Annotated in this window: 22 protein-coding genes and 1 tRNA gene; 9 read left to right on the forward strand and 14 right to left on the reverse strand. The window is 72.3% G+C overall.

Translation table 11 applies throughout. The features are described 5' to 3' along the window. Nucleotides 1-105 precede the first annotated feature (105 nt). Nucleotides 106-714 carry a TetR/AcrR family transcriptional regulator gene (locus ABEA93_RS15225; protein WP_345676064.1) on the forward strand — a complete coding sequence of 203 codons (609 nt, stop codon included), beginning with the start codon at nucleotides 106-108 and terminating at the stop codon, nucleotides 712-714. Nucleotides 715-841: 127 nt separating this feature from the next. After that, entirely contained in the window at nucleotides 842-1,891 is a 1,050-nt protein-coding gene (locus ABEA93_RS15230; protein ID WP_345676065.1) for an EamA family transporter, read from the forward strand. 42 nt (nucleotides 1,892-1,933) lie between these two features. Here the strand turns inward: ABEA93_RS15230 and ABEA93_RS15235 are convergent, their stop codons facing one another. Continuing rightward, entirely contained in the window at nucleotides 1,934-2,266 is a 333-nt protein-coding gene (locus tag ABEA93_RS15235; protein WP_345676066.1) for a YnfA family protein, read from the reverse strand. Between the two features lie 199 nt (nucleotides 2,267-2,465). Between ABEA93_RS15235 and ABEA93_RS15240 the strand changes: the two genes are divergently transcribed. Then, entirely contained in the window at nucleotides 2,466-4,097 is a 1,632-nt protein-coding gene (locus ABEA93_RS15240) for an alpha/beta hydrolase (protein WP_345676067.1), read from the forward strand. A 68-nt stretch (nucleotides 4,098-4,165) separates the two neighbouring features. Here the strand turns inward: ABEA93_RS15240 and ABEA93_RS15245 are convergent, their stop codons facing one another. The 7 genes from ABEA93_RS15245 to ABEA93_RS15275 all read right to left on the reverse strand — a co-directional run bounded on the left by ABEA93_RS15245 (nucleotide 4,166) and on the right by ABEA93_RS15275 (nucleotide 12,424). Next, entirely contained in the window at nucleotides 4,166-4,345 is a 180-nt protein-coding gene (locus tag ABEA93_RS15245) for a transposase (RefSeq protein ID WP_345676068.1), read from the reverse strand. Nucleotides 4,346-4,420: 75 nt separating this feature from the next. Further along, entirely contained in the window at nucleotides 4,421-4,765 is a 345-nt protein-coding gene (locus ABEA93_RS15250; RefSeq protein ID WP_345676069.1) for a hypothetical protein, read from the reverse strand. Nucleotides 4,766-5,037: 272 nt separating this feature from the next. Further along, nucleotides 5,038-7,890 (reverse strand): DUF5682 family protein, encoded by a 2,853-nt coding sequence (locus ABEA93_RS15255; RefSeq protein ID WP_345676070.1) that lies wholly within the window; start codon nucleotides 7,888-7,890, stop codon nucleotides 5,038-5,040. Then, nucleotides 7,887-8,999, reverse strand: a complete 1,113-nt coding sequence (locus ABEA93_RS15260; protein WP_345676071.1) for an ATP-binding protein — start codon at nucleotides 8,997-8,999, stop codon at nucleotides 7,887-7,889. Before ABEA93_RS15260 ends, ABEA93_RS15255 begins: the two co-directional genes overlap by 4 nt. 109 nt (nucleotides 9,000-9,108) lie before the next feature. Continuing rightward, the gene (locus ABEA93_RS15265; protein ID WP_345676072.1) at nucleotides 9,109-10,533 is read right to left on the reverse strand and encodes a vWA domain-containing protein; all 1,425 of its coding nucleotides are present in this window, start codon (nucleotides 10,531-10,533) and stop codon (nucleotides 9,109-9,111) included. Then, nucleotides 10,530-11,948, reverse strand: coding sequence for a hypothetical protein (locus ABEA93_RS15270; RefSeq protein ID WP_345676073.1), 1,419 nt, complete (start codon nucleotides 11,946-11,948; stop codon nucleotides 10,530-10,532). Before ABEA93_RS15270 ends, ABEA93_RS15265 begins: the two co-directional genes overlap by 4 nt. Beyond that, the gene (locus tag ABEA93_RS15275) at nucleotides 11,918-12,424 is read right to left on the reverse strand and encodes a hypothetical protein (protein WP_345676316.1); all 507 of its coding nucleotides are present in this window, start codon (nucleotides 12,422-12,424) and stop codon (nucleotides 11,918-11,920) included. The genes ABEA93_RS15270 and ABEA93_RS15275 overlap by 31 nt, the downstream gene beginning before the upstream one ends. Nucleotides 12,425-12,832: 408 nt before the next feature. Here ABEA93_RS15275 and ABEA93_RS15280 point away from each other — a divergent pair, with 408 nt between their 5' ends. Continuing rightward, nucleotides 12,833-13,408: an RICIN domain-containing protein gene (locus ABEA93_RS15280; RefSeq protein WP_345676074.1), complete on the forward strand. Its 576-nt coding sequence runs from the start codon at nucleotides 12,833-12,835 to the stop codon at nucleotides 13,406-13,408. 162 nt (nucleotides 13,409-13,570) lie between these two features. Here the strand turns inward: ABEA93_RS15280 and ABEA93_RS15285 are convergent. Next, a tRNA-Met gene (locus ABEA93_RS15285) sits at nucleotides 13,571-13,647 on the reverse strand. Between the two features lie 570 nt (nucleotides 13,648-14,217). Between ABEA93_RS15285 and ABEA93_RS15290 the strand changes: the two genes are divergently transcribed. From ABEA93_RS15290 to purB, 3 genes are all read left to right on the forward strand, one after another. Then, nucleotides 14,218-15,396 carry a Cmx/CmrA family chloramphenicol efflux MFS transporter gene (locus tag ABEA93_RS15290; RefSeq protein WP_345676075.1) on the forward strand — a complete coding sequence of 393 codons (1,179 nt, stop codon included), beginning with the start codon at nucleotides 14,218-14,220 and terminating at the stop codon, nucleotides 15,394-15,396. Nucleotides 15,397-15,467: 71 nt separating this feature from the next. After that, nucleotides 15,468-16,385: an LLM class F420-dependent oxidoreductase gene (locus ABEA93_RS15295; RefSeq protein WP_345676076.1), complete on the forward strand. Its 918-nt coding sequence runs from the start codon at nucleotides 15,468-15,470 to the stop codon at nucleotides 16,383-16,385. A gap of 222 nt (nucleotides 16,386-16,607) precedes the next feature. After that, on the forward strand, nucleotides 16,608-18,053 hold the full coding sequence (purB, locus tag ABEA93_RS15300) for an adenylosuccinate lyase (RefSeq protein ID WP_345676077.1): 1,446 nt from the start codon (nucleotides 16,608-16,610) through the stop codon (nucleotides 18,051-18,053). Between the two features lie 138 nt (nucleotides 18,054-18,191). On the opposite strand, the gene ABEA93_RS15305 is transcribed toward purB, so the two are convergent. Beyond that, complete coding sequence (locus ABEA93_RS15305; protein ID WP_345676078.1) at nucleotides 18,192-18,560, reverse strand: MmcQ/YjbR family DNA-binding protein; 369 nt, start codon at nucleotides 18,558-18,560, stop codon at nucleotides 18,192-18,194. A 151-nt stretch (nucleotides 18,561-18,711) separates the two neighbouring features. On the opposite strand from ABEA93_RS15305, the gene ABEA93_RS15310 reads away from it, so the two are divergent. Continuing rightward, complete coding sequence (locus ABEA93_RS15310) at nucleotides 18,712-20,319, forward strand: alkaline phosphatase D family protein (protein WP_345676079.1); 1,608 nt, start codon at nucleotides 18,712-18,714, stop codon at nucleotides 20,317-20,319. A 106-nt stretch (nucleotides 20,320-20,425) separates the two neighbouring features. Here the strand turns inward: ABEA93_RS15310 and thpR are convergent, their stop codons facing one another. Both thpR and ABEA93_RS15320 read right to left on the reverse strand, forming a co-directional pair. After that, complete coding sequence (gene thpR / locus ABEA93_RS15315; RefSeq protein ID WP_345676080.1) at nucleotides 20,426-21,037, reverse strand: RNA 2',3'-cyclic phosphodiesterase; 612 nt, start codon at nucleotides 21,035-21,037, stop codon at nucleotides 20,426-20,428. Between the two features lie 223 nt (nucleotides 21,038-21,260). After that, nucleotides 21,261-22,049, reverse strand: a complete 789-nt coding sequence (locus ABEA93_RS15320) for an AraC family transcriptional regulator (protein ID WP_345676081.1) — start codon at nucleotides 22,047-22,049, stop codon at nucleotides 21,261-21,263. 111 nt (nucleotides 22,050-22,160) lie between these two features. Here ABEA93_RS15320 and ABEA93_RS15325 point away from each other — a divergent pair, with 111 nt between their 5' ends. Then, the gene (locus ABEA93_RS15325) at nucleotides 22,161-23,399 is read left to right on the forward strand and encodes an MFS transporter (protein ID WP_345676082.1); all 1,239 of its coding nucleotides are present in this window, start codon (nucleotides 22,161-22,163) and stop codon (nucleotides 23,397-23,399) included. Nucleotides 23,400-23,424: 25 nt separating this feature from the next. Here ABEA93_RS15325 and ABEA93_RS15330 read toward each other — a convergent pair whose 3' ends face one another. Continuing rightward, nucleotides 23,425-24,903: an amidase gene (locus ABEA93_RS15330; RefSeq protein WP_345676083.1), complete on the reverse strand. Its 1,479-nt coding sequence runs from the start codon at nucleotides 24,901-24,903 to the stop codon at nucleotides 23,425-23,427. Nucleotides 24,904-25,656: 753 nt separating this feature from the next. Then, the gene (locus ABEA93_RS15335; RefSeq protein ID WP_345676084.1) at nucleotides 25,657-26,358 is read right to left on the reverse strand and encodes a hypothetical protein; all 702 of its coding nucleotides are present in this window, start codon (nucleotides 26,356-26,358) and stop codon (nucleotides 25,657-25,659) included. Nucleotides 26,359-26,371: the final 13 nt, after the last annotated feature.

The raw sequence follows: 26,371 nt of genomic DNA on the forward strand, positions 1-26,371 counted from the left end.
GCGGCCTCGCCCCTCTCTCCCCGTCGGCCGGACATGCGTGTTTGCCCGGGACCCCCGGATACTGTCAAGATCTAACATACAGTCTGTATGTCACGGGAGGGTTGTATGGGGGTCACGCGTCGGGCAGAACACGTCGCCGACACCCGCGACGCCTTGGTCGCGGCCGCCCGCGAGCTGTTCGCGGAGCGCGGGTTCGCGGCCACCGGCACCGAAGAGATCGTTTCCCGCGCCAGGGTTACCCGCGGCGCGCTCTACCATCACTTCCGCGACAAAAAGGACCTCTTCCGGGCGGTCATGGCGTCCGTCGCCGGCGAAGCCGCCGAAGCCCTGGTCACCCACGAGCTGCGTCATGCCCAGGAACAACCCGACGAACCCTGGGATCAACTCCGGCACGGCTTCCAATCCTTCCTCGACGTCTGCACGACAGGCGATTTCCAACGGATTGTCCTGATCGACGGGCCCGCGGTCCTCGGCCCCGGCGCGTGGGACGCACTCGTCGAGGAGTACGGGCACGGCCTGCTCGCCGAGTGGCTGCGCCGGGCGATGTCCAACGGCGAGATCGACGAGCTGCCGGTCGCGCCGCTCGCCGCACTCCTCGCCGCGCTGCTCTCCGAAGCCAGCCTCTACACGGCGCGCGCGGACGACCCCGACACGGCACGGCGCGAAGCCGGACAGGTCGTGGACCGGGTGCTGGCAGGGCTGCGGCGCGGCTGAGCCGGGCCAGGGCGGATCGCAGACCGGGACGCCGCGGGAGACCCGGGGAGGCGGGGGACGCGGGGACGTCATACGTGTGACCGGCCCGGTTTCCGCCGCACGGGGCACGTTCCGTACCGTCGTACGCATGACACCTCCGCACGGCGCGCCCACCCCTGCCGCCGCACCCGGCGCAACCCCGGCGCCGCCGGCCACCCCGCCGGCCACCCCGACGGCCGCGCCGGACCCGACCGGCCCGGCGTCGCCCGAGTCGGCCGCGCACGGATGGGGCCGACTGGGACCGCGGACCAACGGGCAAGCCGTGCTGCTGGTGCTGATCGGCGCCGGGTCGATCCAGTTCGGCGCCGCGTTCGCGGCGAAGCTGTTCCCACGGGTCGGACCGGAAGGCGCGGTCACGCTGCGCCTGGTGATCGCGGCGATCGTGATGCTCGCGGTGGTGCGTCCCAAGATCCGCGGACGCTCGCGGGCCGACCTGCTGACCGTCGTCGGACTCGGCGTGTCGCTCGGCGGAATGAACCTGTGCTTCTACGAGGCGATCGCGCGGCTGCCGCTCGGTCCCGCGGTGACGTTGGAGTTCCTCGGACCGCTCGGACTCGCGGTCGTCCTGTCCCGGCGGCTGCGCGACATGTTCTGGGTGGTGCTGGCCGCGGTCGGCGTCCTGCTGCTCGGCAAGGGCGGGTTCTCCGGGCTCGACGGCGCGGGTGTCGCGTTCGTCCTCGCCGCGGCGGCGCTCTGGGCCGCGTACATCATGGTCGCGACGCGCACCGCGCGCCGCTTCACCGGCGTCGACGGCCTCGCGCTGGCGATGGCGGTCGCGGCAGTGCTCGTCATGCCGTTCGGTATCGCGGGCGCCGGAACGGACCTCGTGCAGCCGGGCACGCTCGGGTTCGGGCTGGTGGTCGCCCTGATGTCGTCGGTGGTGCCGTACTCGTGCGAAATGCTCGCGATGAAGCGGCTGTCGGCAGGCACGTTCGGACTGCTGGCAAGCCTGGAACCCGCGGTCGCCGCGGCGGCCGGGTTCGTCGTGCTCGACCAGAGCCTTGCGTGGATCCAGATCGGCGGCATCGCCCTGGTCGTCGCGGCGAGCGCCGGGGTGACCGTCACACAGACGTCGGAACCGCCGTTGGACCGGGCGACACCGGCGGAAACGACCGGGGGAGTACCACTGCAACCGTGAGACCGCAGCCGTGACACCGCGAGCGGGTCCGGCTGCTCCGGATCAGCGGCGCGACATGTACATGATCAGGGTGACGCCGGCGAGGCAGACGGCCGCGCCGGTGACGTCCCACCGGTCGGGGCGGAACCCGTCGAACGCCACGCCCCACACCAGCGAACCCGCCACGAACACCCCGCCGTACGCGGCCAGGATCCGCCCGAAATGCGCGTCCGGCTGCAGCGTCGCCACGAACCCGTACGCCCCCAACGCGACAACCCCGAGCCCCGCCAACCACCACGGCTTGTGCTCGCGCACGGACTGCCACACCAGCCACGCACCCCCGATCTCGGCGAGCGCGGCAAGGACGAACAGAGCGAGCGAACGAGCAACGGACATGGCGGAACGCTACGGCACGGGGGCGGACATCAGCCGTCACGCCGGTGGACGATCGGGCATCTGTGGACGACCTTCGTACCGTCCACGGCTCGAATGCGGAAACGTTGCGCCCACGGACCCCTAGGCCGTCGCGCCTCCTTCGTGCCCCAACCAAGGGGTGCCTGAACAGGGCTTTCGGCCGGGTGATACCTCTCTGCCTGTGAATCACGTCCCCTCGTCCCCCTTCCTGCGCCGCGCTCTGCCCGCCGCGCTGGTCGCAGCCGCCCTTGTCGCAGGCTGCAGTTCGTCCTCCGACAAGGCCGAAACCGCGGCCAAGAACGCCACCACCCCCGCGGCCCAGTCCCCGGCCCCGGGCGCAGCCACCCCGTCCCCGCAGGCCCCGCCGCCAGTAGGCGCCGACAACCCCGCGCTCAAGGACTTCTACGCACAGAAGCTCGACTGGGCGCCCTGCAAGGCCGACCCCGACGCACGGAAGGCCGACTCCGCCGTAGCGGCCGTCGACCGCAAGCTCCAGTGCGCCAAGATGCGCGTCCCGCTCGACTACGGCGCGCCCGGCACGAAGTCGATCGAGGTCGCGGTGTACCGGCTGCCCGCGCAGGGCGGCGCGGGCAGCCGCCTGGGGTCACTGGCCACCAACCCGGGCGGTCCCGGCAGCGGGGTGCGCTACACCGTCACCAAGCTCGCGGCGTCCCGCCCCGGCCTGGCCGAGCGGTACGACATCATCGGCTTCGACCCGCGCGGCACCGGCGGCAGCGGCCAGGTCGACTGCGCGGACGGCCCGCTGATGGACCGCCTCCAGTCGATCGACCCGACGCCCGACGCCGCCCAGGTGGAGTCCGCCGCCGCCGTGCTGAAGGAGTTCGGACAGGGCTGCGCCGCCCGCATGGGCGACCTGCTCCCGCGCATCGGCACGACCGAGGCAGTTGACGACATGGACGTCCTGCGCGGCGTTGTCGGCGACGAGAAGCTCAACTACGTGGGCACGTCGTACGGCACTTACCTCGGCGCCCGCTACGCCCAGCGACACCCGGGCAGGGTCGGCCGCTTGGTGCTGGACGGCCTGCTCGACCCGGCTTCCGACCGCATGACCTTGGCGCGCGAGCAGGCCGAAGGCTTCGAACTGGCCTTCCGCGCCTTCGCCAAGGACTGCATCGGCAAGGCCGACTGCCCGTTCAAGGGCAGCGTCGACAACGCCACCGCGAGCATGCGCGCCAAGCTGGACAAGCTGAGCGCGAGTCCTGCCAAGGTCGGCAAGAGGGCCGTCGACGAGGGCATGGCCAGCACGGTCATATGCGCCTACCTGTACAGCCCTCAGGCGTGGCCCAGCCTGCGGGTGATCCTGAAGTCGCTGTACGCGGGCGACGCCCAGTACATGCTCAACGCCTTCGACGCATATAGCGACCGCGCCAAGGACGGCACCTACAAAGAGTCCTCGCTCCCGGGCTACTTCGAGATCAACTGTGCGGACGGCCGCTTCCTGAGCGCCGCCGAAGCCGCCGCCCTCGGACGGGACGTCTCCGCGACCGCGCCGGTCATCGGCCCGTCCGTGGTGTGGAGCTGGGCCGCGGACTGCGCGGCGCCCGGAGCCGACCGGCCCGCGCGGCTGGACGCCGCCAAGCTGCCCGGCCTGCTTCTGATCAGTACGACACGCGACCCGGCCACCCCGCACGTCGCGGCCGCACGCTACAAGGAGCAGCTGCCGGGTTCGTCGCTGATCACGTATGACGGCGACGGCCATGTGGCGTTCTACCGCGAAAGCTCGTGTGTCGACCACGCGGTCGACGGATACCTGCTGGAGGGGAAACTCCCGGGCGACCTCAACTGCGACTAGGGCCTGTTCTGGGTTCGGATCATGGCTGTGTGGGGAGGCTGCGGAGCCAGAGGATGGCGCCGCGTAGGTTAGACCGTCGACCAGGAACCGTAGCGATCCGGGACGTCCCGCCACGGGCTGCTGGTCCGGAACCGCCACATCACCGCGTTGAAGTAGCTCCGCAGGTCAGGAATCGGCCCGGACACCCCCAACGGCAGGTGCGGCTCGACCAACTCCCATTCGCCATCCGACAGATCACCCCGGGTCATGCCGTCCGGTCTACCCCATTCCCCCGGCCGCCGAGGCCGGAATGACCCGATCGTGATCCGAACTCAGAACAGGCCCTAGTAGATGCACGTGGTCGAGGTCCAGCCAGCCCTCTCCCCTTCGACGAGGATGACCCGGCGCCAATGGTCGTTCACCGTTCCGGACGTTCCGCAGTAGCCGTCGGGGAAGGCCTCCCCCCTCTCCCAGCCAAGGGTTACCTGGTACTCGACTCCGATGACGATGTTGCCGACTACGCCGCTGCTGAGGCTTCTCTCGGCGTAGAGCGGCACGCTGTAGCGGGCCATCGCGGTATCCACACGGGCCGGGGACGCGTGCACGGGCGTCGCTGCGAGGGCGAGTACAGATGTGGCAGCGACAGTGGCGGCCGTCGCTTTGAGCAGGGTGACCTGGGCGGATCGCATGACATGTCTCCTTCAGATGACACCAACACAAAGTGACTATACGTGCACATATAGTCACTGACTATCTGCGCTGGAGGTCGCCCGGGGCGATTCTCCGAATCCGCAGCATGAAGATCTAAACCCCGAACAGTCCCTAATCGGCGTCAGTCGGTTGACGGTGCGCGTGGCCGCGCGGGCGCGTTGCGCCCGCGCGGCATCCGGATACGCCCTCACCGGTGTCGAGTCGACGTCGACGCACGACCGGTCCGGCTCGCCTTCGGTGCCGGCACGGGTCAGACCGCCGCGAAGAGCACCGCAAGCTCGGCGGCCGTGTCGGGGTGCCGGGTGAGGAGTACGTCGGCCGGGTGGGCCGGGGGGCCCGCGGCCTGCCATGCGCCGTCGCAGCCGAGGAGTCCGGCCACCGCGTCGCAGGTCGCGGGATGGTCCGCCAGGAGCGCGAGCCCACCGGTCCCCGGGCCCGCTACGGGCCGGCCGAACACCAGGGGTTCGTCCGCGCCGGGGCGGCGCCACGGCGGCACCCACGTGTCCAGGTCGGCGAGTCGGCCGGGGAACGTCCGTCCCGCTTCGCGGATGATCAGCGGCGCGAGGTCCGCGCCGCCCGCCCGCAGGGTGCCGATCAGGCTGGGCAGCCACGGGAGCAGGACCGGGTCCGGGAGCCGCCCGAAGGCGTTGGACACCGCCTCGACGACGAAGTCGGCGAGCCCCGGGACCGGTTCCAGGGCGTGCACGAACCCGCTGAGGTAGCGCGGGTACGCGGGCAGCACGAGCGGGTTCCCCAGCAGTCCGTCGCAGCGCTCGCGCAGGTCGGCCCTGGTCAGGGTGCCGAGCTGGACGTGGGCCGCCCACAACAGGGCCGTCTTGCCGGGGTCCTCGGGGTGGGACTGGGCGACCGCGAGTTCCAGCTGGGTGCGGTCGCAGCCGAGCGACAGCGCCAGGCCCTCCATGCCGAACAGGAAGCCGAGCATGGCGGCGACGTGGCGCACGCCCGCGTCCTCGTCGGCGAAAGCCACCGGCAGCAGCGTGCAGTAGTGCGCGTACGCCGTGGCGACGAACGACTCCACCCAGCCCGGCAGCACCGGCATGCTCGTCCGGTAGTACGCCAGCAGCCGCCGCACCCGGCGCAGCACCTCCGGGGCGCCGTCGACGGACCGCTCGGCCGACAGCACCTCCAAGGCCCGGATGCCCAGCTCGTCGGCGAGCCGACGGCTGCCGAGGTACAGCTCGGCCTCCTCGACGGCTTCCAGGACCGTCGCGGCGGTGGCCTGAGGCCCGTAGGCCTTGCGCCGCAGGCGCTGTTCGAGGACTTGTTCGATGCTGACGCCCTCGTAGCCGAGTTCGATCAGCGCGCGCTGGTGGGTACCCAGGGCGAGGTCCCAGGATTCCTGGAGGGACCGCTCCCCGAGCCGGCGTTCGCCCATGATGGGGCGGGCGGCGCCGTGCGGCATCAGGTGGCGCAGCATCCACAGCACGTCGGAGCACGGACCGAGCTCCGGCCGGCCCGCGATGTCCAGCAACGCCCTTTGCACGCCGCGGCGTTCCAGCGGAAGGCCGAGAGGGGCGAGGCGGTCGTGGACGTCGCGGGCCAGGGGCGGCAGCGCGTCGTAGCCGACCCGCCCGATCCGGTCCCCGCCCATCATGATCTCGACGATGCGCCGGACGTCCCGCCGCCCGGGCACGGTGTCCTTCTCGATGCAGGTGACGGCCGCGTCCTGGAAGTCGTACGGCGTCGGCTTGGCGCGGTCCCGCAGACCGGCCAGCAGGATCGACGTCTCGAACACGGCGATGGCGTCCGCGGTCGAGGCAAGGTAGCCGTTGCGCCGTGCCGCGTGCACGACGTCGACCGACCAGCCGAGGAGCTCGGCCTCGTCGAGCCGGTCGAGGACGGGCGGCCGGCGTAGGAACCCGGACAGCTTGTCCGCGGCGGCCGCGTCCCCCGCGGTGTCCGCGGCGGAAGCCGGAGCGGCGGTCCGAGCCGCGGCCGCGGCGACCGCCTTGCGGGCCGTCCGCCCCGCGGACTTCGCCGCGCCGCCCTGGCCCGCCAGCCGGAACGGCGCCACCCCGGTCCGCTTGAGGTTCTTCGCCCACACGGTCGCCGCGATCGAGACCGAACCGCCGGCGAGGCCGAACTGCGCCTCGATCGCGGCGTGGCTGGACGGGATCAGGCCGTGCTGCCAGGTCGTCCCGCTGGGCGGCGCGATGACGAACCCGTCCGCGCCGTCCACGCCGAACTCCGCCACCCGGCTGGCCGCGTGGAAGGCGCCGCAGACGTACAGGCAGTCCTCCGGGTCGGTGCCGGTCGAGGCCAGGTGTTCGCGCATGCGCGTCCACATGTACCGCTCACGGTCCTCGTCGACCCGGACCCGGCGCGGGTCTCCCGGCGCGAGCCGCCGGAACAGGCTGCCGATGAGCAGCATCACCTGGCGGTAGGTGTCGTGGTCGGCATCGCCGAGCGGGAGTTCGACGTACTGGTGCCACCATTCGGACCAGTGCCGGACGCGGCCGTGCCGGAGCAGGTGTTCTTCCAGTTCGGCGAAGCGGGGACGGAGGTCGCCGATGTCCACACCGACCGCCTCGCCGTGCAGGGCGGTGTCGCCGTCGGCGGCGGGCGCGTCGGGGTCGGCAGGCTCGGCCGGGCCCCCGGCGGGCGGCTCCCACTGGAAGACGTGGTCGGACGAGCGGTCGACGAGGACGAGTTCCACGCCGGGCGTGTCCAGCGCGTAGGCGATCGCCTGGTACTCGGCGGACGCCTCGGTGACGGGCGCGACCACCGACAGCGGCGCCCACTCGGCCGGGAAGCCGTCGATCTCGGAAGCGAAGGACTGGACCGCGACCGGGAGGGTGCAGTTGCGTAGTTCGGTGAGGAGCGGCGCCATGTCCTCGCACAGTTCGAGGTACACCACCTTGGGCTGCTTCTCGCGCAGCCGCCGGGCCATGGCGATCGCGGACGCCGGCGAGTGGTGGCACACCGGGAAGATCTCCAGGGGCTCGCGCACGGCGCGGTCGACGTCGTCGACGATGCCGAGCAGGATGCCTTCCAGCGCGTCCGGCCCGTCGGCGAACGCGGTCGCGGCGTCCTGGAGTTCCTGTCGGAGTGCGGCGAAGGTGCCTTCGGCCGGGGCGCTCATGACATCGCGGCGATCGCGTCGCGGCCGCCCGCCAGGAACTCCGGCCACACGCCGCCCTGGTCCTTGCTGCGGGGCTCGACGACACCGTGCAGGTACTTGTTGATGATGGCCAGGTCCTCCGGTTCGCGCCGCGCGAGGGAGCCGACCAGCGAGCCGGCCAGGGTGTGCGCGGTCAGCGCGCGTTCGCCGAAGAAGTTGCTGTGCAGGATGGCGTCTTCGAGGACGCCGATCTGCTCGGCGGTGGAGAGGGCGGACTCCAGTTTCTCGTCGTCGCTGCCCGCGGACGCCGCCGCGGCGCGCAGGTCGGCGAAGCTCTGCAGCAGGACGTCGAGCAGGTTCGGCGGGACGTCGAGGTCGATCTCGTGCCGCCGCAGGAGTTCCTCGGTGCGGAAGCGGACGATCTCGGTCTCGCTCTTCTTGTTCGTCACCACGGGGATGCGCACGAAGTTGAAGCGTCGCTTGAGCGCGGAGGACAGGTCGTTGACGCCGCGGTCGCGGCTGTTGGCGGTGGCGATGACCGAGAAACCGGGTTTGGCGAAGACGATGCCGTCGCTGTCCAGTTCGGGGACCGAGATGTACTTCTCGGACAGGATCGAGATCAGCGCGTCCTGGACGTCGCTGGTGGACCGGGTCAGCTCCTCGAAGCGTCCGATGGCGCCGCCCTCCATCGCGGTCATGATCGGCGAGGGGATCATCGACTCCCGGGACTGGCCCTGGGCGATGACCATGGACACGTTCCACGAGTACTTGATGTGGTCTTCGGTGGTGCCCGCGGTGCCCTGCACGACGAGCGTGGAGTTGCGGCACACGGCGGCGGCGAGGAGTTCCGCGAGCCAGCTCTTGCCGGTCCCGGGGTCGCCGATGAGCAGGAGGCCGCGGTCGGACGCGAGGGTCACGATGGCGCGTTCGACCAGGCTGCGGTCGCCGAACCATTTCTGGGCGATCTCCCGGTCGAGGCCGTCGGACCGCTGAGAGCCGAGGACGAACAGCCGGATCATCTTGGGCGACAGCCGCCAGGTGAACGGCTTGGGCCCGTCGTCGACGGACTCCAGCCAGTCGAGCTCCTCGGCGTACTTGATCTCGGCGGGGGCGCGCAGCAGGTCGGACATGGCAAAGCCTTTCTGGGCATGCGGGGAAGCGGGGCGTCGGGAAGGGCGGGCGCGGCGCACCGGCCGCGGGACCGCACCTGGGCCCGGGGTCGGGCGGGCCCGGCCGGGATCAGCCGAGGAACGTCTTGAGTTCGTGCACGAGTTTGCGGATGTGGCCGGAGAGCACGGGCGTGCCCTGGTCCTTGAAGCGTTCGCGGAACCACGGGTTGACGCTCGCCCGGCCGGAGCTGGTGACCGATCCGACCGGGATGAACTTGGCTCCGGAGCGGTGGATGGCGCTCATGCTCGCGAACAGGGTCTCCGTCCGCCATTCGTAGAAGTCGGAGATCCACACGACGACCGTGTTGCGGGGTTCGGCGATCTTCGGCTGGGCGAGTGCCATGGCGACCGTGCCGTCGGTGCCGCCGCCGAGGTTGGTGCGCAGCAGCGTCTCGAACGGGTCGTGCACCCACGGCGTGAGGTCGATGGCCTTGGTGTCGTAGGCGATCAGGTGGACGTCCACCTTGGGCAGGCCCGCGAAGATCGATGCCAGGATCGTGCAGTTCACCATCGAGTCGACCATCGAGCCGGACTGGTCGACGACCACGATCATCCGGGACGGGCTCGTCTTGCGGACGGTGTGGCGGTAGTAGAGGCGGTCGACGTAGAGCCGCTCCTCCTCCGGGCTCCAGTTGGTGAGGTTCTTCCAGATCGTGCGGTCGAGGTCGAGGTTGCGGAAGACGCGTTTGGGCGGGATCGACCGGTCCACGGGCCCGACGGTGGCCTTCTCGACCTGGGTGCGCAGGACCTCGGCGACCTCGTCGACGAAGCGCCGGATGAGGGCCTTGGCGTTGGCCAGTGCGACGCCGGACAGGTTGTCCTTGTCCAGCAGGAGCTGTTCGATCAGCGACATGCTCGGCGTGAGCCGCGCCGCGAGGGCCGGGTCGCCGAGCACTTCGCGCAGGTGCATGCGTTTGACCAGGTCGGCTTCCAGGGCCGCCAGGTCGGGGCCGATGGCCGGGATCAGGGTGCTCAAGTCCGGGGTGCCGGGGTGGCGTCCGGTGCCGGTCGGCGAGACACCGGGACCCGCGGCGCCGCCGCGGCCGCCGCGCAGGTCGCCCGGCCGGCAGCCGAGGGCGCGTTCCAGCCACCCCGCGTCGGACTGCCAGCCGGCGAGCTGCCCGGCGGAAACGGTGCCGGAGCCGGTGGCGAAGACGTTGAGCAGGACTTTGGACACCAGGGCGGCGCGGCGGACCTCGGCGGCGCGGTCCCGGGTGCCGTCCGGATCGGGTTCGCAGGCCATCAGGCCGTCGAACTCGGCGGCGAGCTCCGGGTGGCGCTGCACGATCGAGTCGACGGAGACCTGCGGGTCGAGCAGCGCGGGCGGCAGGCCGGTGTCCTCGACGACGGCGAGGCTCGCCGTCTCCAGGGCGGCCTGCTCGTCGGTGTCGAACAGTCGGGCGAGGAGCCGCCAGTAGAGGACTTGGCGGCGGTTCTCGTCGGCGTCGGGCAGGACGGATTCCGGCGTCCCCGCCGGGGGTGTCTCGGCGCTCACCGGCGCAGCAGCTTTCCGGCCCGTTCGCGCAGCACGGCCACCGCGTCGGTCGCGGCCTTCTCGGCCTTGGCCCCGGCCTTGTCGGTCGTGCCGCCCGCCCACGCCCCGGCGTGGAGCGCGACGGCTTTCTTCTTGACGGTCGTCTCGACCGCGAGCGGCTGGAGGTGGAATGCGCCCGCGTCCCAGCGCAGCAGGCCGATGCAGGCGCCGGATGCCGCGACGGACGCGGGGGTGAGCGGACTCGCCGCAGGGATGCGGTCGGTGTCGACGGGAAGGCGGTGGCCGGCGAGCAGGAAGGCCGTCGCGCCGTCCCGCTGCTCGACGGTGTAGCCGGTGACGAGCACGGGTGCGGCGATGCGGGCCGGATGCCGGTCGAGAGGCGCGGCGGGCGCGTACACGACATCGGCGAGGGCCACGCGGGCGGTGGCGAACGGGTCCGCGGGCGCACCCGGCCGGGCGTGGTCGTCGTCCCATATGAGGTCGCCTTCGGCGGTGACCGGCATGTCCGCCAGGTCCATGGACAGCCCTTCGCCGACGGCGGCCAGCAGCGCCATATGCGGGCGGAGCAGCTGCCATCCGCCCGCGCCGACGACGGTGTCCGGCTTCGGCGCCGACACACTCGCCCGGACCAGGCGCGGCGGGGTGCCGTCGGAGGGCTCGAACACGGCGTGGACCTGGGCCTGGACCGCGGTCGCGTGTTCATGGAGGTCGACGCCGAGTGGCAGGAGGCGGCCGGTCGCCGTACCGGTCGCGGGGGCGCCGGTCGCGCCGGGCTGCGTGAGGATCATCCCGCGCGCCCACAGGTCCGCCCAGCGCCGGACCGGGACCCGGTCGAGAGCGGTGCCCGGACAGGACGCGGCCAGTTCGGCGGCGAAGCCGTCGAGGAGCGCGGCGAGGCGGCGCAGCGCGGGTTCGGGCAGCAGGGCGGACACGACCGGGGCGGCGCCGGACACGAGGTCGTGGTCGATGCCCTCCCAGCCCGCCCGCGCCAGGTCGCACAGCCACGAACGGGCCGCGGCAAGGAGGTTCGGTGCCGCACCGGCCCCGTTTCCGGGGCCGGCCGTGGCGAGGCGGGTGCGGCCTGCGGCCTCGTCGGCGCGGTCGGCGAGCGCGTCATGGGCGGCGCCGAGCAGCGCCGTGCGGGCCGCCGCGAGGACCGCGAAGTGGTCCTCGCCGGCGGCGCCGGCGGCGGTCTTCTCGGCGGCTTCGGCGACGCGGCCGGCCAGCGGGGTTCCGGACACGGCGGAGGCGAGCTCGGCCAAGGCGGCCGCGGCGGCGGGCTGCGGGCGCAGCAGCCCCGGCACGAGGGCGCGGTCGAATGCGTCGACGGCGGCCAGGACGTCGTCGAGTCCCGGGACGGGCTCGGTGAGGAGATCGGCGCGCATCACACCGCCGCCCGGGTCGGCGGGAACCACTGCATCTCGGGCAACGGCTCGGTGGACGCGACGAGTTCCAGATAGGCCAGATGACGGAGGAAGCGGCTGAAGACGGGCGCCGCGGCCTTGGTGTCGCCCTGTGGCGGACGGGTGACGGTCATCGCGGAGATGACGGCGCCCGCCTCGGGCTCGCCCAGGGAACCCGTGTCCGCGCGGAGGTACCGCGCGACCCGCCCGCCGCCGTACTGCAGCACCGCTTCGCCGATCAGCGCCCGGATGTGGTTGCAGAACGACCCGCGGGCGCCGCCGCACGGCCGGTTGTTGTTGGTGCTGCAGGCGAACGCGAAGTCCCCGGCGGCGACCGACGAGACATACACCCGGCTGACGTCCGAACCGCTGGACACGACGCCTTGCAGGCGCCCGTCGGCCAGCTCGACGAACGGGACCTTGGCGAGTTTGCGCGGCCGCGCGGGTGGCAGCACCCGTGCCGCGCTCGACGCCTCCCAATCCGACAGCACACGATCTCCTTTGCGGCGAGGGGGATTTCCGCACCGGTACGGCGGAACGAGGAAAAGCTATCGACGATCACCGACACCTCCGCCGCCCCGGCGGCCGTACTGTCGGAGCCGAGTTGTCCGGCGTGCATGGGTTTGGATGGACGGGGAGGATCCGCCGTCGGAGGCAGGCGAGCAGGTCGAGCTGGTCTGCCGTGAGTGGGGGACGGCTCGGCACCGTTCAAGGGGGCCGAATGGCATGGCGTGCGCCACGTGTCGCTTCTTGGCGTGCCGGCGGGGTTTCGCGGCCGATACCCGGCGGTGTCGAATGCCACCCGTTTGCCACAGTTTGCTCGCGTGGTTTGCGGCTACAGGGCCCGTGGATCTTCCACGTCCGCCCGATGCGGTGGACCGACAGGCAGGCGGGCCATGCGGGATCTTTTGGCGGCTGCTGCGGCGGCGCTTGCCTTGGCGTGCTCGGGTACGGTCGCGGCCCCGGCCGCGTCGGCCTCGGATACCTCGTCCGGCATCCCCAAGGTGATCGAACCTCCGAGCAGCTACGTGCAGTTGGTCAACCGGCGGTCGAGTAAATGCATCGACGTCGAGGGGTTCGGATACGACAACGGCGCGAACGTGCACCAGTGGTCGTGTCGGCTGGACAACAACTCCAACCAGCGCTGGCGGTTCGCCGTGGCCTCCGGCCAGGGGGCGGACCGCCTGTGGTACATCGTCAACGAGCACAGTGGCAAGTGCCTCGACGTGGCCGAGTTCTCCACGGATGACGGCGGGAACGTCTGGCAGTGGCAGTGCAACGGCACCGCGAACCAGCGGTGGCGCATCGTGGAGCCCGGCGACGGCGGCGGAACCTACTTCACTCTGGTGAGCCAGAACAGCGGCAAGTGCGTGGACGTCAGCGACTACTCGGTCGAGGACGGCGCGAACATCTGGCAGTGGACCTGCCACCAGCTCTACAACCAGCAGTTCCGCATCTTCACCGCCACCTGACCGGCTTGACGCGTCGCCCGAAGCGGCCGCCGACCGCCGGCGCCTCCGGAGCAGGAAGCGCGCTTGCCGCAGCTCGGCCGGTGACAGCCGACGGCGCGCCGGAACGGTGGCGGGTCCGTGGGGTGAGTGGTTGGGGTCCGGCGGTTTGCCGGACCCCAACGGTGGTAGCGGGGACAGGATTTGAACCTGCGACCTCTGGGTTATGAGCCCAGCGAGCTACCGAGCTGCTCCACCCCGCGTCGGTGTGATCACCCTATCGGATTGTGGCAGGGAACATCGACCACCACGAGGGCGTCGCAGTGGACCACATCGCGGACGCCGCCTCCGCCACGGCGCTACCCCGCTCGCGCTGCGGCGGGAAACCCCCTGGACAGCCGGCCGCGAACACAAGCACGGACCACGCCCGCACCTCCAACAGGTCCGCGTTCGTGGAACCCCGGCTGCTGCGGGCCTGCGCGATCCGACGGTCACAAGATCCTCACGACGCTGCCCGGTCCGGTGTGATGCTCGGACCCGGCGGTGCCCGGGTTTCACCCTGGAGGTCGGCCGACGAGCGGTCGGCCCGCCTCCGCGGCGCCCCGTGAAATAGGGGTGCCTCCGTGGGGTCAGGGCGGTACCGTGCGGGGCGTGTCGAGTCCCGAGTCGGACAGGTCGGGGGCTTGCGGTCACGCCGTCAGCCCCCTGAACCCCCGCTGAAATTCCCTGGTTGCCGTCCTGCCGCGTGCCGCGGCCGGGCGCGTGCGGCCACGGGGTGCTGACCGCGATGACGAGATGACCTTCCGTCGTTCTCCTCGTCTCGGAGCCACTCGATGCCTCTTCCCTTGTATTTGCTTGCCCTGGCCGTGTGCGCCATGGGCACCTCGGAGTTCATGCTCGCCGGCCTGCTGCCGGACCTCGCCTCGGACCTCGGCGTCACCGTCGGGACGGCGAGCGCGCTCACCTCGGCCTTCGCGATCGGCATGGTCGTCGGAGCGCCGCTCATGGCCGCGCTCGCCCGGCGGTGGCCCGCGCGGTCGAGCCTGCTCGGGTTCGTCCTCGTGTTCGCGGCGGCGCATGCCGTGGGTGCCGTCACGTCGAGCTTTGCGGTCCTGTGCGCGACGCGGGTCGTTGCCGCGCTCGCCAATGCCGGGTTTCTCGCGGTCGCGCTGACGACCGCCACGTCGCTGGTCCCCGCCCACAAGAAGGGGCGTGCGCTTGGCGTGCTCCTGTCCGGGACGACAGTGGCCACCATTGCCGGGGTTCCCGGGGGAGCCGTGCTGGGGACGCTGCTCGGGTGGCGGGCGGTTTTCTGGGCGGTGGCCGCGCTGTGCGTGCCCGCGGCCGTGGGGATTGTGGCGGGGATTCCGGTGCGGCGCGGCCCGGAGAAGCCGACGGACGGGTCGCCGCTGCGCGCGGAGCTGGGTGTGCTGAAGACTCCGCGGCTGCTGCTGGTCATGCTGCTCGCCGCGTTGGTGAACGCGGCGACGTTCGCGAGCTTCACCTTCCTCGCTCCGGTCGTGACCGACACGGCGGGGCTGGGCGAGCTGTGGATCTCCGTTGCTTTGGTGCTGTTCGGCGGCGGGTCGTTCGTCGGAGTGACCGCGGCCGGACGTCTGGCCGACCGGCACCCCGGTCCGGTCGTCGCGGTCTGCGGGCCGCTGCTGGTCGTCGGGTGGCTCGCGCTGGCGGTGCTTGCGGAGCGGCCCGTGGCTTTGCTGACGCTCGTGTTCGTCCAGGGGGCGTTGTCGTTCGCGTTGGGCGGCACGCTGATCACGCGGGTTTTGTACGAGGCGGCGGATGCCCCGGCGATGGGCGGTTCTTACGCGACCGCGGCACTCAACGTCGGTGCCGCCGGCGGGCCGCTCATCGCGGCTGCCGGCCTGGGTGGTTCGGTCGGTGACCTTGGGCCGCTGTGGGCGAGCGGAGCTCTCGTGGCCGCGGCGGTGGCGGTGGCGTTCCCGGCGCGTGCGGTGCTTGCGGGTGGTCCGGGCGGCGGTGCGCTTCGGTGACGCGGGTTCCGTGGAATGCGCCGCGCTCTTGCCGGGTTGCCACCCGGAAAGGCACACGATCGGGAGGCAGTATGGCCGAGAACATGGCCGAGAACATGGCCGAGAACGGGTTCGGCGGGGCTGCGGTGCGCGGGCGGATCGGGCTGTGGGAGCGGGTCGACCGGTTCTCGTCGGATCCGGACGTCGGTGCGGCGGCCGCGGAAGCGGAGTCGCTCGGGTATGCGACCGTGTGGATCGGCGGGGCCTTCCCCGGACACCTGTTCGAGAACGCGCGTACGATTCTGGACGCCACCGAACGGCTGCGCGTCGCGTCCGGGATCCTCAACATCCGTGCGTTCACGGCCGCCGACGCCATCGCGGGCGTCGAGGAGCTGGAGAAGGCGCACCCGGGCCGGTTCCTGCTCGGACTCGGGGTGAGCCACGCCGAGTTCATGCGCCGGGAAGGCGTGGAGTTCCTGCCGCCGCTGGCGGCGATGCGGGCGTTCCTCGACGCGCTGGACGCCGCGGGGATCGGGAAGGACCGGCGGGTGCTGGCGGCGCTCGGCCCGAAGATGCTGGAGCTGGCGGGGGAGCGGAGCGTGGGCGCGCACCCGTACTTCACGACGCCGGAGCACACCGCGTCGGCCCGGGCCGCGCTCGGCGCCGACGCGTTCCTGGCGCCGGAGCAGAAGGTGTTGCTGGAGCCGGACGCGGACAAGGCGCGCGCGATCGCCCGCGACGCGATGGGCATGTACCTGCGGCTGGCCAACTACACCGCGAGCCTGAAGCGGCTCGGCTTCACCGACGCCGACATCGCGGACGGCGGCAGCGACCGGCTGGTCGACGCCATCGTGGCGTGGGGCGACGAGGAGACCGTCGCGGAGCGGGTGCGCGCGCACCTGGCGGCGGGCGCGGACGAGGTGATGCTGCACGTGCTGCCGTCGCGCGAGGGCGCGACCGGGTTGCCGCGGGACGAGTGGCGGCGGTTGGCGGGCCCGCTGCTCGGGTGAGCCGGGGGTGAGCTGCGGGGATCCCCCACATCCGGGCTGATGATCACACCGGGCTGGGGGGTCCCCCGGAACAACGTTTCCGCAGGGCGCGGGTGCCGGGCAAAACCGTTGTCCACAGCCTCGGCAATCGGCACCCCAATACCGTCGCGCCATCCCCAGCCCCCGTCCCACCCAGCGAGCCGCCGCCGACCCGCCCGCCCCCGGCCGTTAAGCTTGCCGAACGTGACGCCCCAGCCTGCGAGCAAGCCCCGCATCCCGAACGTCCTGGCCAACCGCTACGCCTCCGCCGACCTGGCGACCTTGTGGTCGCCCGAGCACAAGGTCGTCCTGGAGCGCCGTCTGTGGCTGGCCGTCCTGCGCGCGCAGGCCGACCTCGGCATCGACGTGCCCGAGTCCGCGATCGCCGACTACGAAGCCGTCGTCGAGAACGTCGACCTCGCCTCGATCGCCGAGCGCGAGCGCGTCACCCGGCACGACGTGAAGGCCCGCATCGAGGAGTTCAACGACCTCGCCGGCCACGAGCACGTGCACAAGGGCATGACGTCCCGCGACCTGACCGAGAACGTCGAGCAGCTCCAGATCCGCCAGTCGCTGCACCTCGTCCGGGACCGTGTCGTCGCCGTCCTCGTACGCCTCGCCGAGCTGGCCGCCGACAACGCCGAACTGGTCATGGCGGGCCGCTCGCACAACGTCGCCGCGCAGGCCACCACCCTCGGCAAGCGGTTCGCGAGCATCGCCGACGAGCTCCTCGTCGCGTACGCCCGCCTCGAGGACCTCATCGCCCGCTACCCGCTGCGCGGCATCAAGGGCCCCGTCGGCACCGCCCAGGACATGCTCGACCTCCTCGGCGGCGACCGCGACAAGCTCGCCGACCTGGAGAACCGCGTCGCGACGCACCTCGGGTTCGACGCGACGCTCGTCAGCGTCGGCCAGGTCTACCCGCGCTCGCTCGACTTCGACGTCGTGTCGACGCTCGTCCAGCTCGCCGCCGGACCGTCGTCGCTCGCCAAGACGATCCGCCTGATGGCCGGCCACGAACTCGTCACCGAAGGCTTCCAGCCCGGCCAGGTCGGCTCGTCGGCGATGCCGCACAAGATGAACACCCGTTCGTGCGAGCGCGTCAACGGCTTCACCGTCATCCTGCGCGGCTACATGTCGATGACCGCGGAACTCGCCGGCGACCAGTGGAACGAAGGCGACGTGTCCTGCTCGGTGGTGCGCCGCATCGCCCTGCCCGACGCGTTCTTCGCCTTCGACGGCCTCGTCGAGACGTTCCTGACGGTCCTCGAGGAGTTCGGCGCGTTCCCGGCCGTCATCGCCCGCGAACTCGACCGCTACCTGCCGTTCCTCGGCACCACCAAGGTCCTCATGGCCGCGGTCCGCGCCGACGTCGGCCGCGAGACCGCGCACGAGGTCATCAAGGAGAACGCGGTCGCCGCCGCCCTCGCGATGCGCGAGGAAGGCGCCGAGCGCAACGACCTCCTCGACCGCCTCGCCGCGGACGCGCGCCTCCCGCTCAGCCGCACCGACCTCGACGCGATCCTCGCCGACCGCCTCGCCTTCACCGGCGCCGCGGCCGCGCAGGTCGACGAGGTCGTCCGCCGCGTCGACACCGTCGCCGACCGGTACCCGGAGGCGGCGAAGTACCGTCCGGGCGCAATTCTCTGACGCGGTACACAAAACGCGGCACAGGACCGCCGCGTCACGCACCACGCACTACGCGGCACGACGTGAACGACGCCCGGGTGCCGGCCTCCCTCACGAGGCCGGCACCCGGGCGCCGTTGTGTGTTCCGCGCGATGCGGCTCACGCGTCTTCCGCGGCCTCCCGCTCCGCGTCGTACGCCTTCACCACCCGCTTCGGGGCCGTCAGCCGCCACGCGTCCTCGATCAGCTCGCCCAGTTCCTCGCCGGTGACCTTCGCGTACACGACGTCGATCCAGCCGTGCCGGGCGAAGAACGGCGGCAGCAGGAACACGTCGGGTTCCTCCTCGACCAGCGCGGCCTGCGTCTCCCGCGTCGCCTTCAGGCACACGGTGTCCGCGCCGTAGCCGAGCAGCGCGAACATCTTCTTCCGCACCCGATAGGTCGGCTGGTCGCCCCAGTTCTCGACGACCACCTCCTCGGCCTCCGGGAGGTCCAGCAACATCGCGCGTACGTCGTGCTCGGTCGGCATCCCCACGTTCTACCGCCCCGCACCGACACGCGGCGAGCACCCACACCGGCCGGCACCGCCCGGCACCGGGACGCCGACTGGCCAGAGCGAATCGGAATACCAGCCGCCGGGCATTCCGGACCGCGATCCGCCGCTGTTACGTTTCCGCGCCATGACCAGACTCCCCTTGCAACGCCGGGACTTCATCCGGCTCACCGCCGCCGCGTCGGGTGCCGCCGCGGTCGGCACCGCCGCCGCACCCGCCGCGCACGCGGCCGAAGGACCGGACGCCGCCGCAGCCGCGCAATCCGGTTCCGAAGCGTTCCGCCACGGCGTCGCGTCCGGCGACCCGCTGCCCGACGCCGTCGTCATCTGGACGCGCGTCACCCCCGAACCCGACTGCCGGCCCGGCCGCGGCCGCGGGCCCGCCGCGCACGTCGGGTGGGAGATCGCGACCGACCGCGGGTTCCGCCACACGGTGCGCTCCGGCACGGCCCGCACCGGACCGGACCGCGACCACACCGTCAACGTCGACGTGCGGGGGCTGCGGCCCGGCACCGCGTACTTCTACCGGTTCCGGGTCGGCCGCACGGTCTCGCCGGTCGGCCGGACGCGGACCGCGCCCGCCGCGCACGCCAAGGTCGACGGGCTGCGCTTCGGCATCGCGTCGTGCGTGAGCTACAGCAACGGGTACTTCGCCGCGTACCGCCACCTGGCGGAGCGTACCGACCTCGACGCGGTCATCCACCTCGGCGACTACATCTACGAGTTCGGCAGCGGGGCCGGGCACCCCGGAAGCACCGACGTGCGGCCGATGGACCCGGTGACCGAGTGCCGCACCCTCGCGGACTACCGCGCCCGGCACGGCGAGTACCGCACCGACCCGGACCTGCAGGCCCTGCACGCGTCCGCGCCGATCATCGCGACCTGGGACGACCACGAGACCTGCGGCGACACCTGGTCCGGGGGCGCCCGCGACCACGACCCGGCCACCGAAGGCCCGTGGGCCGCCCGGGTCGCCGCCGCCCGGCAGGCCTACTTCGAGTGGCTCCCGGTCCGCCAAGCCGTCCCCGGCTCCACCCAGCGGCGGCTCGCGTTCGGCACCCTCGCCGACCTGACCATGCTCGACCTGCGCAGCTTCCGCTCGCAGCAGGCGCTGCCGACGGACACCGCGGCCCTCGACGACCCGGCCCGCACCATCACCGGCGCCTCCCAGATGGCCTGGCTGAAGGACGGCCTCACCCGCAGCCCCGCCGCCTGGCACCTCATCGGCAGCTCGGTCATGGCCGCGCCGTGGATCCTGCCCACCGGGCAGGCCGACCCGCCGACCACCCTCAACGCCGACCAGTGGGACGGCTACCGCGCCGACCAGGCCGCGCTCTTCACCCATCTGCGCGACCACGATCTGCGCAACACGGTGTTCCTGACCGGCGACCTGCACTCGTCGTGGGCGGGGGAGGTCCCGTCTCCCGGCGGAGGGGCGCCGGTCGCCTCCCAGTTCGTGGTCGGCGCCGTCACGTCGACGCCGTTCGCGACCATCTACCCGGGCGGCATGGGCGCGCGGATCGTGGCCGGCATCCTCGCCATGAACCCCCACCTGCGGTGGGGCGAAGCCGAGTCCAACGGCTGCGGCATCCTCGACGTGACCCGGGCCCGGGTCCAATTCGACTGGTACAAGGTCGCCGACCGGACGAAGGCCGACAGCCCGGTCACGCACCTGAAGTCTTACGCGGTGGACGGGGGGACACGGCGGCTGGTGCCGGCCACGGCACCGGTGTGAGGGCAAGGCGGCTGTGGACGACCATGGGGCTGTGGATGACCGGCTTGTCCGGGGCGGGGCGGGTACGGAAGCGTGGTGTTTCGGGGAACCCCCCAACCCGGTGTGATCATCGGCCTGGCACGTGCGGGGTCCCGGTCAACGGCCACGACGCGACGTCGGAGTAGCGCACCGGGCCCGCCTCACGGCCGTACGTACTGCCCACCAGCCGCAACCGGTCCACCGGCCACGCCTCGCCCGCGAAGCCGCCGAGCGCCGCGGCGGCCGGCACCACCCCGTGCCGGTCGCCGTTGCTCGACCGGGCGAGCGTGACATGCGCCCGGAACGGCCGCTCCTCGACCGGCAGCCCGCACCCCGCCACCGCGTCGCGCACATCGTCCGCGAGGAGCCGGAGCCGGTGCACGTCGCCGTCGACACCCGCCCACAAGATGCGGTCGCCGAACCGGTCGGTCCCGGCCAGCATCAGATGGAACTCCGCGTGCCGCGCCGCCGCCGCACCCAGCGCCTCACGCAGCGCGGGCACGGTGGCGGCCGGGACGTCGCCGAGGAACACCAGCGTCACATGCCACGCCCCGTCGTCCGTCCACCGCAACCGCGGCCGCTGCGCCACCACCGGCCGCAAGGCACGCCGCAGTTCGGCCTTCGCCTCGGACGGCGGATCGACGGCGACGAACAGCCGAAGGGTGCCGTCGGCGTCGTCTTCTCGGGTGCCACTCGCCATACCGGCGCCGATACCCGCCACACGCCCCGTCGACGCCGGCCGCTCGATGCCGGCCGCTCGACGCCGGCCGCTCGATGCCGGACGCCGTGCGTCGTCGTCCCGCTCAGATTGTCACCAGCAGGCACGGGCCGGCGGAGAAGCCGGTGTATGTGAATGCGCGGGTGCCGGAGTTCGCCGAGACCGTGCGGGCCTGACCCGTGGTCGGCTGACCCGGCGGCGGCGCTCAGGTGTGCGCGCCGCCGCCGCGGTACGCCCCCGGGGTCGTGCCGAAGGCGCGGCGGAAGGACTCGATGAACGCGCTCGGTGTCGCGTAACCGCAGGCCGCCGCGACCGACGTGACCGAGGCGCCCCCGGCGAGAAGCCGCAGCGAGTGATGCAGGCGCAGTTGCGCGCGCCATTGGGGGAAGCTCATGCCGGTTTCGGCGCGGAAGAGGCGGCTCAGGGTGCGTTCCGACGCGCCGACGGCGGCGCCGAGTTCGGTGAGCGTCCGGCCGTCGCCCGGGTCGGCGGTCAGCAGCGCCGCGACGTCGCGGAGCCGGGCGTCGCGCGGTGCGGGGAGGCCGAGCGGCAGTGCTTCGACGCGTTGGAGCTGGTCGAGGGCGACGCGTTCCAGGTTGCGGCGCTGTTCCTGGGGAATCTCCGGCGGAAGGTCGGGGGACGTGCCGTCGGGGGAGTGCGCGGCGCCCGTCAGGACGGCGACGATCTCGCGGAGCAGCGGGCTGACGGCGAGGACGGTCGGCCTGTCGAGGCGCAGCGGGTTGACGTCGGCGGCGAAGCAGAGGGTGCGCATTTCGCTGGGGCCGTGGGCCTCGTGTGCGTGGGCGACGCCGGCGGGCACCCAGACGGCGCGGTGCGGGGGGACGACCCAGGTTCCGGTGGGTGTCGAGACGACGAGGACGCCGATGCCGGGGCTGATGAGCTGGTTGACCTCGTGGTCGTGCCAGTCGATGCGCTGGCGGTGCGCGAGCGTCTCCCGGGTGGGGCCGGGCAGCGGGAGGCGGGTTATCGACATAAGTGGTCAGACTACCGACAGTCCGCAGGGGGGTGGTTTCGGAAGGCTGGTCTGGGCCGGGGTGCGCGAGGGGTGCTCCGGCGTGACCGGTGGCGAAGGAACGGAGCTGTGATGACGGATGTCGACAACCGCCCGGGCGAGGTGCTCGACGGTGTGGACGGTGAGCGGGCAGGGCCGGGAGCGTCCGCGGCGCGGGACCCGGACGGTGCCGCCGCCGAGTCGGTGTGGCGGCGGATGCGGCTGTGGGGGATCGCGCATGCGGTCGACGACCTGTACCAGGGCTTGGTGCCGGCGAGTGTGCCGTACTTCGTGCTGGACCGGGGCTACAGCTATGTGGCGGCGTCGGGTCTGACGCTCGCGGCGACGCTGGGCAGTTCGGTGCCGCAGCCGTTCCTGGGCGTTCTCGTGGACCGGCTGCGGGTGGGCTGGATGGCGGCGGCCGGGGTCGGGTTGGCCGGGCTGGGGATCGGGCTGTCGGGTTTGGTGCAGCCGTACTTCGGGGTGTGGCTGCTGGTTCTGCTGTCCGGGCTCGGGGTGGCGATGTTCCATCCGGCGGCGGGCAAGTCGGCGCGGGAGGCGGCGGGGGAGAGCACCGCGGCGATGAGCGTGTTCGCGGCGGGCGGCAGTGTCGGGTTCTTCCTCGCGCCGGTGCTGGCGACTCCGGCGCTGGTGGCGTGGGGGGTCGGCTCGACGGCGCTGTTCATTCCGCCGGCGGTGCTGGTGGCGTACGTCCTCTACCGCAATCGGCATCGGCAGCAGGTGCTCGCGGCGAAGGCTTCGGCCACGCGGACCGGGGTTGACCGGTGGCCGCCGTTTCTGGTGCTGACGGCGATCGAAGTCGTCCGGTCGGTGACGTTCTTCGGAGTCAGTACGTTCATCGAGCTGTACTGGATCAAGCATCTGCATGCGTCGCATGCGCTGGGCGGGACCGCGCTGGCGCTGTTCCTGGGCGGCGGTGTGCTCGGCACGCTGCTGGGCGGGCGGATCGCGGACCGGATCGGGCTGGTGCGTACCGTCCAACTCGGCGGGGTGCTGGTGATTCCCATGCTGGTGGGGCTGCGGCTGACACCGGGACCGTACGCTCCGCTGCTGTTCGCGGTGCTGACGGGCCTGGCGCTGAACATTCCGTTCGCGGTGCTGGTCAAGCTCGGGCAGGACTATCTGCCGACCCGGCCGGGCACGGCGGCCGGGGTCACGCTGGGGCTCGCGGTGAGCATCGGCGGGCTGATCTCACCGGTTTTCGGCGTGGCGGCGGACGCGGGGGGACCGCAGAGCGTGTTCGTGATCCTGTGCTTCGTGCCGATTGCGGCGCCGGCGCTGGGATGGTTCCTGGCGGAGCCGGAACGGTAGGCGGGTGGCGGATGCCGCGGGCCGGTCAGAGGTCCGGGGCGCGGTCGAACCACGGGCGTGCGGACTCGAGTTGGGTGGCGAGGGCGAGCAGCAGGCCTTCGCCGCCGAGACCGGCCACGAACTGGACGCCGAGCGGCAGCCCGCTCGGCGTCCAGTACGTCGGCACGGACATCGCGGGGCGGCCGGTGATGTTCGCGAGCTGGGTGTACGGCGTCCAGCGCAGGTTCTCGTCCGCGATCCGGTCGACCAGGTCGGTCTTCGCGAGCAGTCCGGCGCCGCGGACCGCGAGGAGCAGGCGGCTGGCCGTCTCCATCCAGACCGGAGTCGCCAACTGGCCGATGCGCGCGGGCGGGTGCGCGAGGGTCGGAGTGAGGAGCAGGTCGTAGGTCTCGTGGAACTGGGCGAGACGGTGGGCGTGCTGGTTCCAGCGGTTGTGCGCGCCGACGTAGGACGGGGCGCTGGTGGCGCGGCCGACGGCGGCCATGATCCGGGTGTCGAGCTCGAACTTGTCCTCGCCGCAGCCGGTGAGGCGGCGCACGAAGTCGACCTCGGCGGCGACGGACGCGAACCACATGTTGAGGAAGTCGCGGGCGAGCTGGCGTTCGTCGACGCCGGTCTTGGCTTCCTCGACGTCGTGGCCGAGGGAGCGCAGGAGTTCGACGGCGTCTTCGACGGCGGCGATCGCGTCGGGGGAGACGTCGGTGCCGATCGGAGAGGCGGTGGCGTAGCCGATGCGCAGGCGGCCAGGGTCGCGGCGGGCGAGTTCGGCGAACGGGGCGTCGGGCAGCGCGGGCAGGTACGGGCCGGACGGGTCCGGGCCGGCGATGACGTCGAGCATCGCGGCGGTGTCGCGGACGCTGCGGGACAGCACGCCGTGGCCGGCCGCGCCGTGCAGCATTTCGGCGTAGACGGGGCCGCTCGGTACGAGGCCGCGGCCGGGCTTCAACCCGAACAGGCCGCAGCAGGCGGCCGGAATGCGGATCGACCCGCCGCCGTCGTTGCCGCCCGCGACCGGCACGACGCCCGCGGCCACGGCGGCCGCCGAGCCGCCGGACGAACCGCCGGGGGTGTGTCCGGTGTCCCACGGGTTGCGGGTCGGGCCGTTGACCTCCGGCTCGGTGATGCCCTTCGCGCCGAACTCGGGCGTGTTCGTCTTGCCGAACACCACCAGGCCCGCGTCCAGCCAGCGGCGCACCACCTCGGCGTGGTCCGGCATCGGGAAGTCGGCGAGCGAGCGCGAGCCGCTGCCGGTGGGGAGGCCGGCGTAGTCCTGCGACAGGTCCTTGATCAGGAACGGCACGCCGGCGAAGGGCCCGGACAGCGAGGTTTTGGCCCGCTCGCGCGCCAAGGCGTGCATCGGCCGGACGACGGCGTTGATCCGCGGGTTCACCGCCTCGGCCCGCTCGATCGCCAGCTCCAGCAGCTCCGTGGCCTTGACTTCGCCCGCGGCCACCAGCCCGGCCAGGCCCACCGCGTCGTGCTTGCGGTACTCGTCGAACTCCACCGCCGCGCCTCCTTGCCGAACCCACGCCCAGAGGAACGGGCTACTCGCGGGTAGCCCTCGCTGCGAGGTTACCCGGCGCGGTTGGCGAGGGGCCAGAGGCGCGGCCGGTGGACGGGCGCTGGGCCTGGCCCCGTCCCCGCTCGGCTTAGGGCGTGTCTGGTGGATCTGGTGGATCTTTACACCCGTCACACCGCCTTGCGCGGCATCCGGGCTTGGCGGCCCTCCCGGGGCCGGCGTTGTGGGCCCTTGCGAGGAGGGGAAAGTGCGAGCTGTGGGCCTGCGCCTTGCGATGCACGGCAGCAGGCGACGTGGGGGGCGAGTATCCACCAGACAGGCCCGAGGCCCGGCCGGTCACGCGTCACCCCACAAACCGGTCCCGTGCGGCGTTGCGTGGCTCCTTTTGTTCCGCCAACGATTGAGCGCCGAAAACGTCACACGGCGTTCTCGTCCGAGCGACGCGCCGTTCGAACAGCCTTCGAACGGGAGCGCCGGGTGGGCAGTCCCCGGTGCCGGTCGGAGGGGCAGCCGGGCTGCCGGATGAGGCGGTCGCGTCGGGCAGCCGGACAGCCGGACAGCCGGACAGTCGGTCGGAGGGGCAGTCGGGCAGCCGGATGGGGCGGTCGCGTGGGGCAACCGGGAGGAGCGGTCAAGCAGAGCAGCCGGAGAGACAGCCGGGGAGCCGTGCGGCCGTGGAGCCGTGGAGCCGGGCGGCCGGTCAGGCCTCGCGCCACCCCGGCCCGCCGCCCCACTCCCTCACCCCTTGACCGCCTTCCCCAGCTCCACCGCCAGCGTCTCCAAATGCGCCCCCGTCAGGTCCGGCAGCGGCGCGTCCGCGTCGTCGTGGCCTTCCACCGAGACGACGAGGCCGATGTCGCCGTCCCCGGAGACCGGCACCCGGTAGAACGCCGCCGTCCCCGCCCCGGGCGTCACGCGGGCCGAGCCCGGCGATACGAGGGTCGACACGAACGTCGTGGCCTGGTCCATGGCCATCGCACCGTCGTGCATGAGCAGCGGCAGGGCGAAGTTCTGTGCGGTCTTCGCGGCCGGCGAGGCGATGACGGTCAGCGACAGGTCGGCGTCTCCGACGAGGTAGGAGCAGTTGATCGACGATCTGGCGGGGACGGCCGGAATGGCGGGCATCGCCGGGCTGGTCGGGCCGGACGGCCTGGCCGGCTGCGCCGGTTCGGCCGGCGACGAGTCGCCCTCCGCGGCCGGGCCGTCCGGCGCCACCGGGCGGTTCGCCCCTGCGGCCTTCAACGCCCCCGCGACGTCGAACGCGAACGGGCACGGCGCGCCCGCCGTCACCGACTTCGCCTTGCCCTCGAACTCCTCGACCGATATTCGCCCCCCGGACCCGCCCGAGTCCGACGTACACGCCGCCGCGGCCAACGCCACCACGACACCGCCCACAGCGGCGGAAAAACGGAACCGGATACGACGGTCACGACAAGTCATCTGCCCGACCCTA

This window comes from Yinghuangia aomiensis (assembly GCF_039542225.1).
Lineage (GTDB): Bacteria > Actinomycetota > Actinomycetes > Streptomycetales > Streptomycetaceae > Yinghuangia > Yinghuangia aomiensis.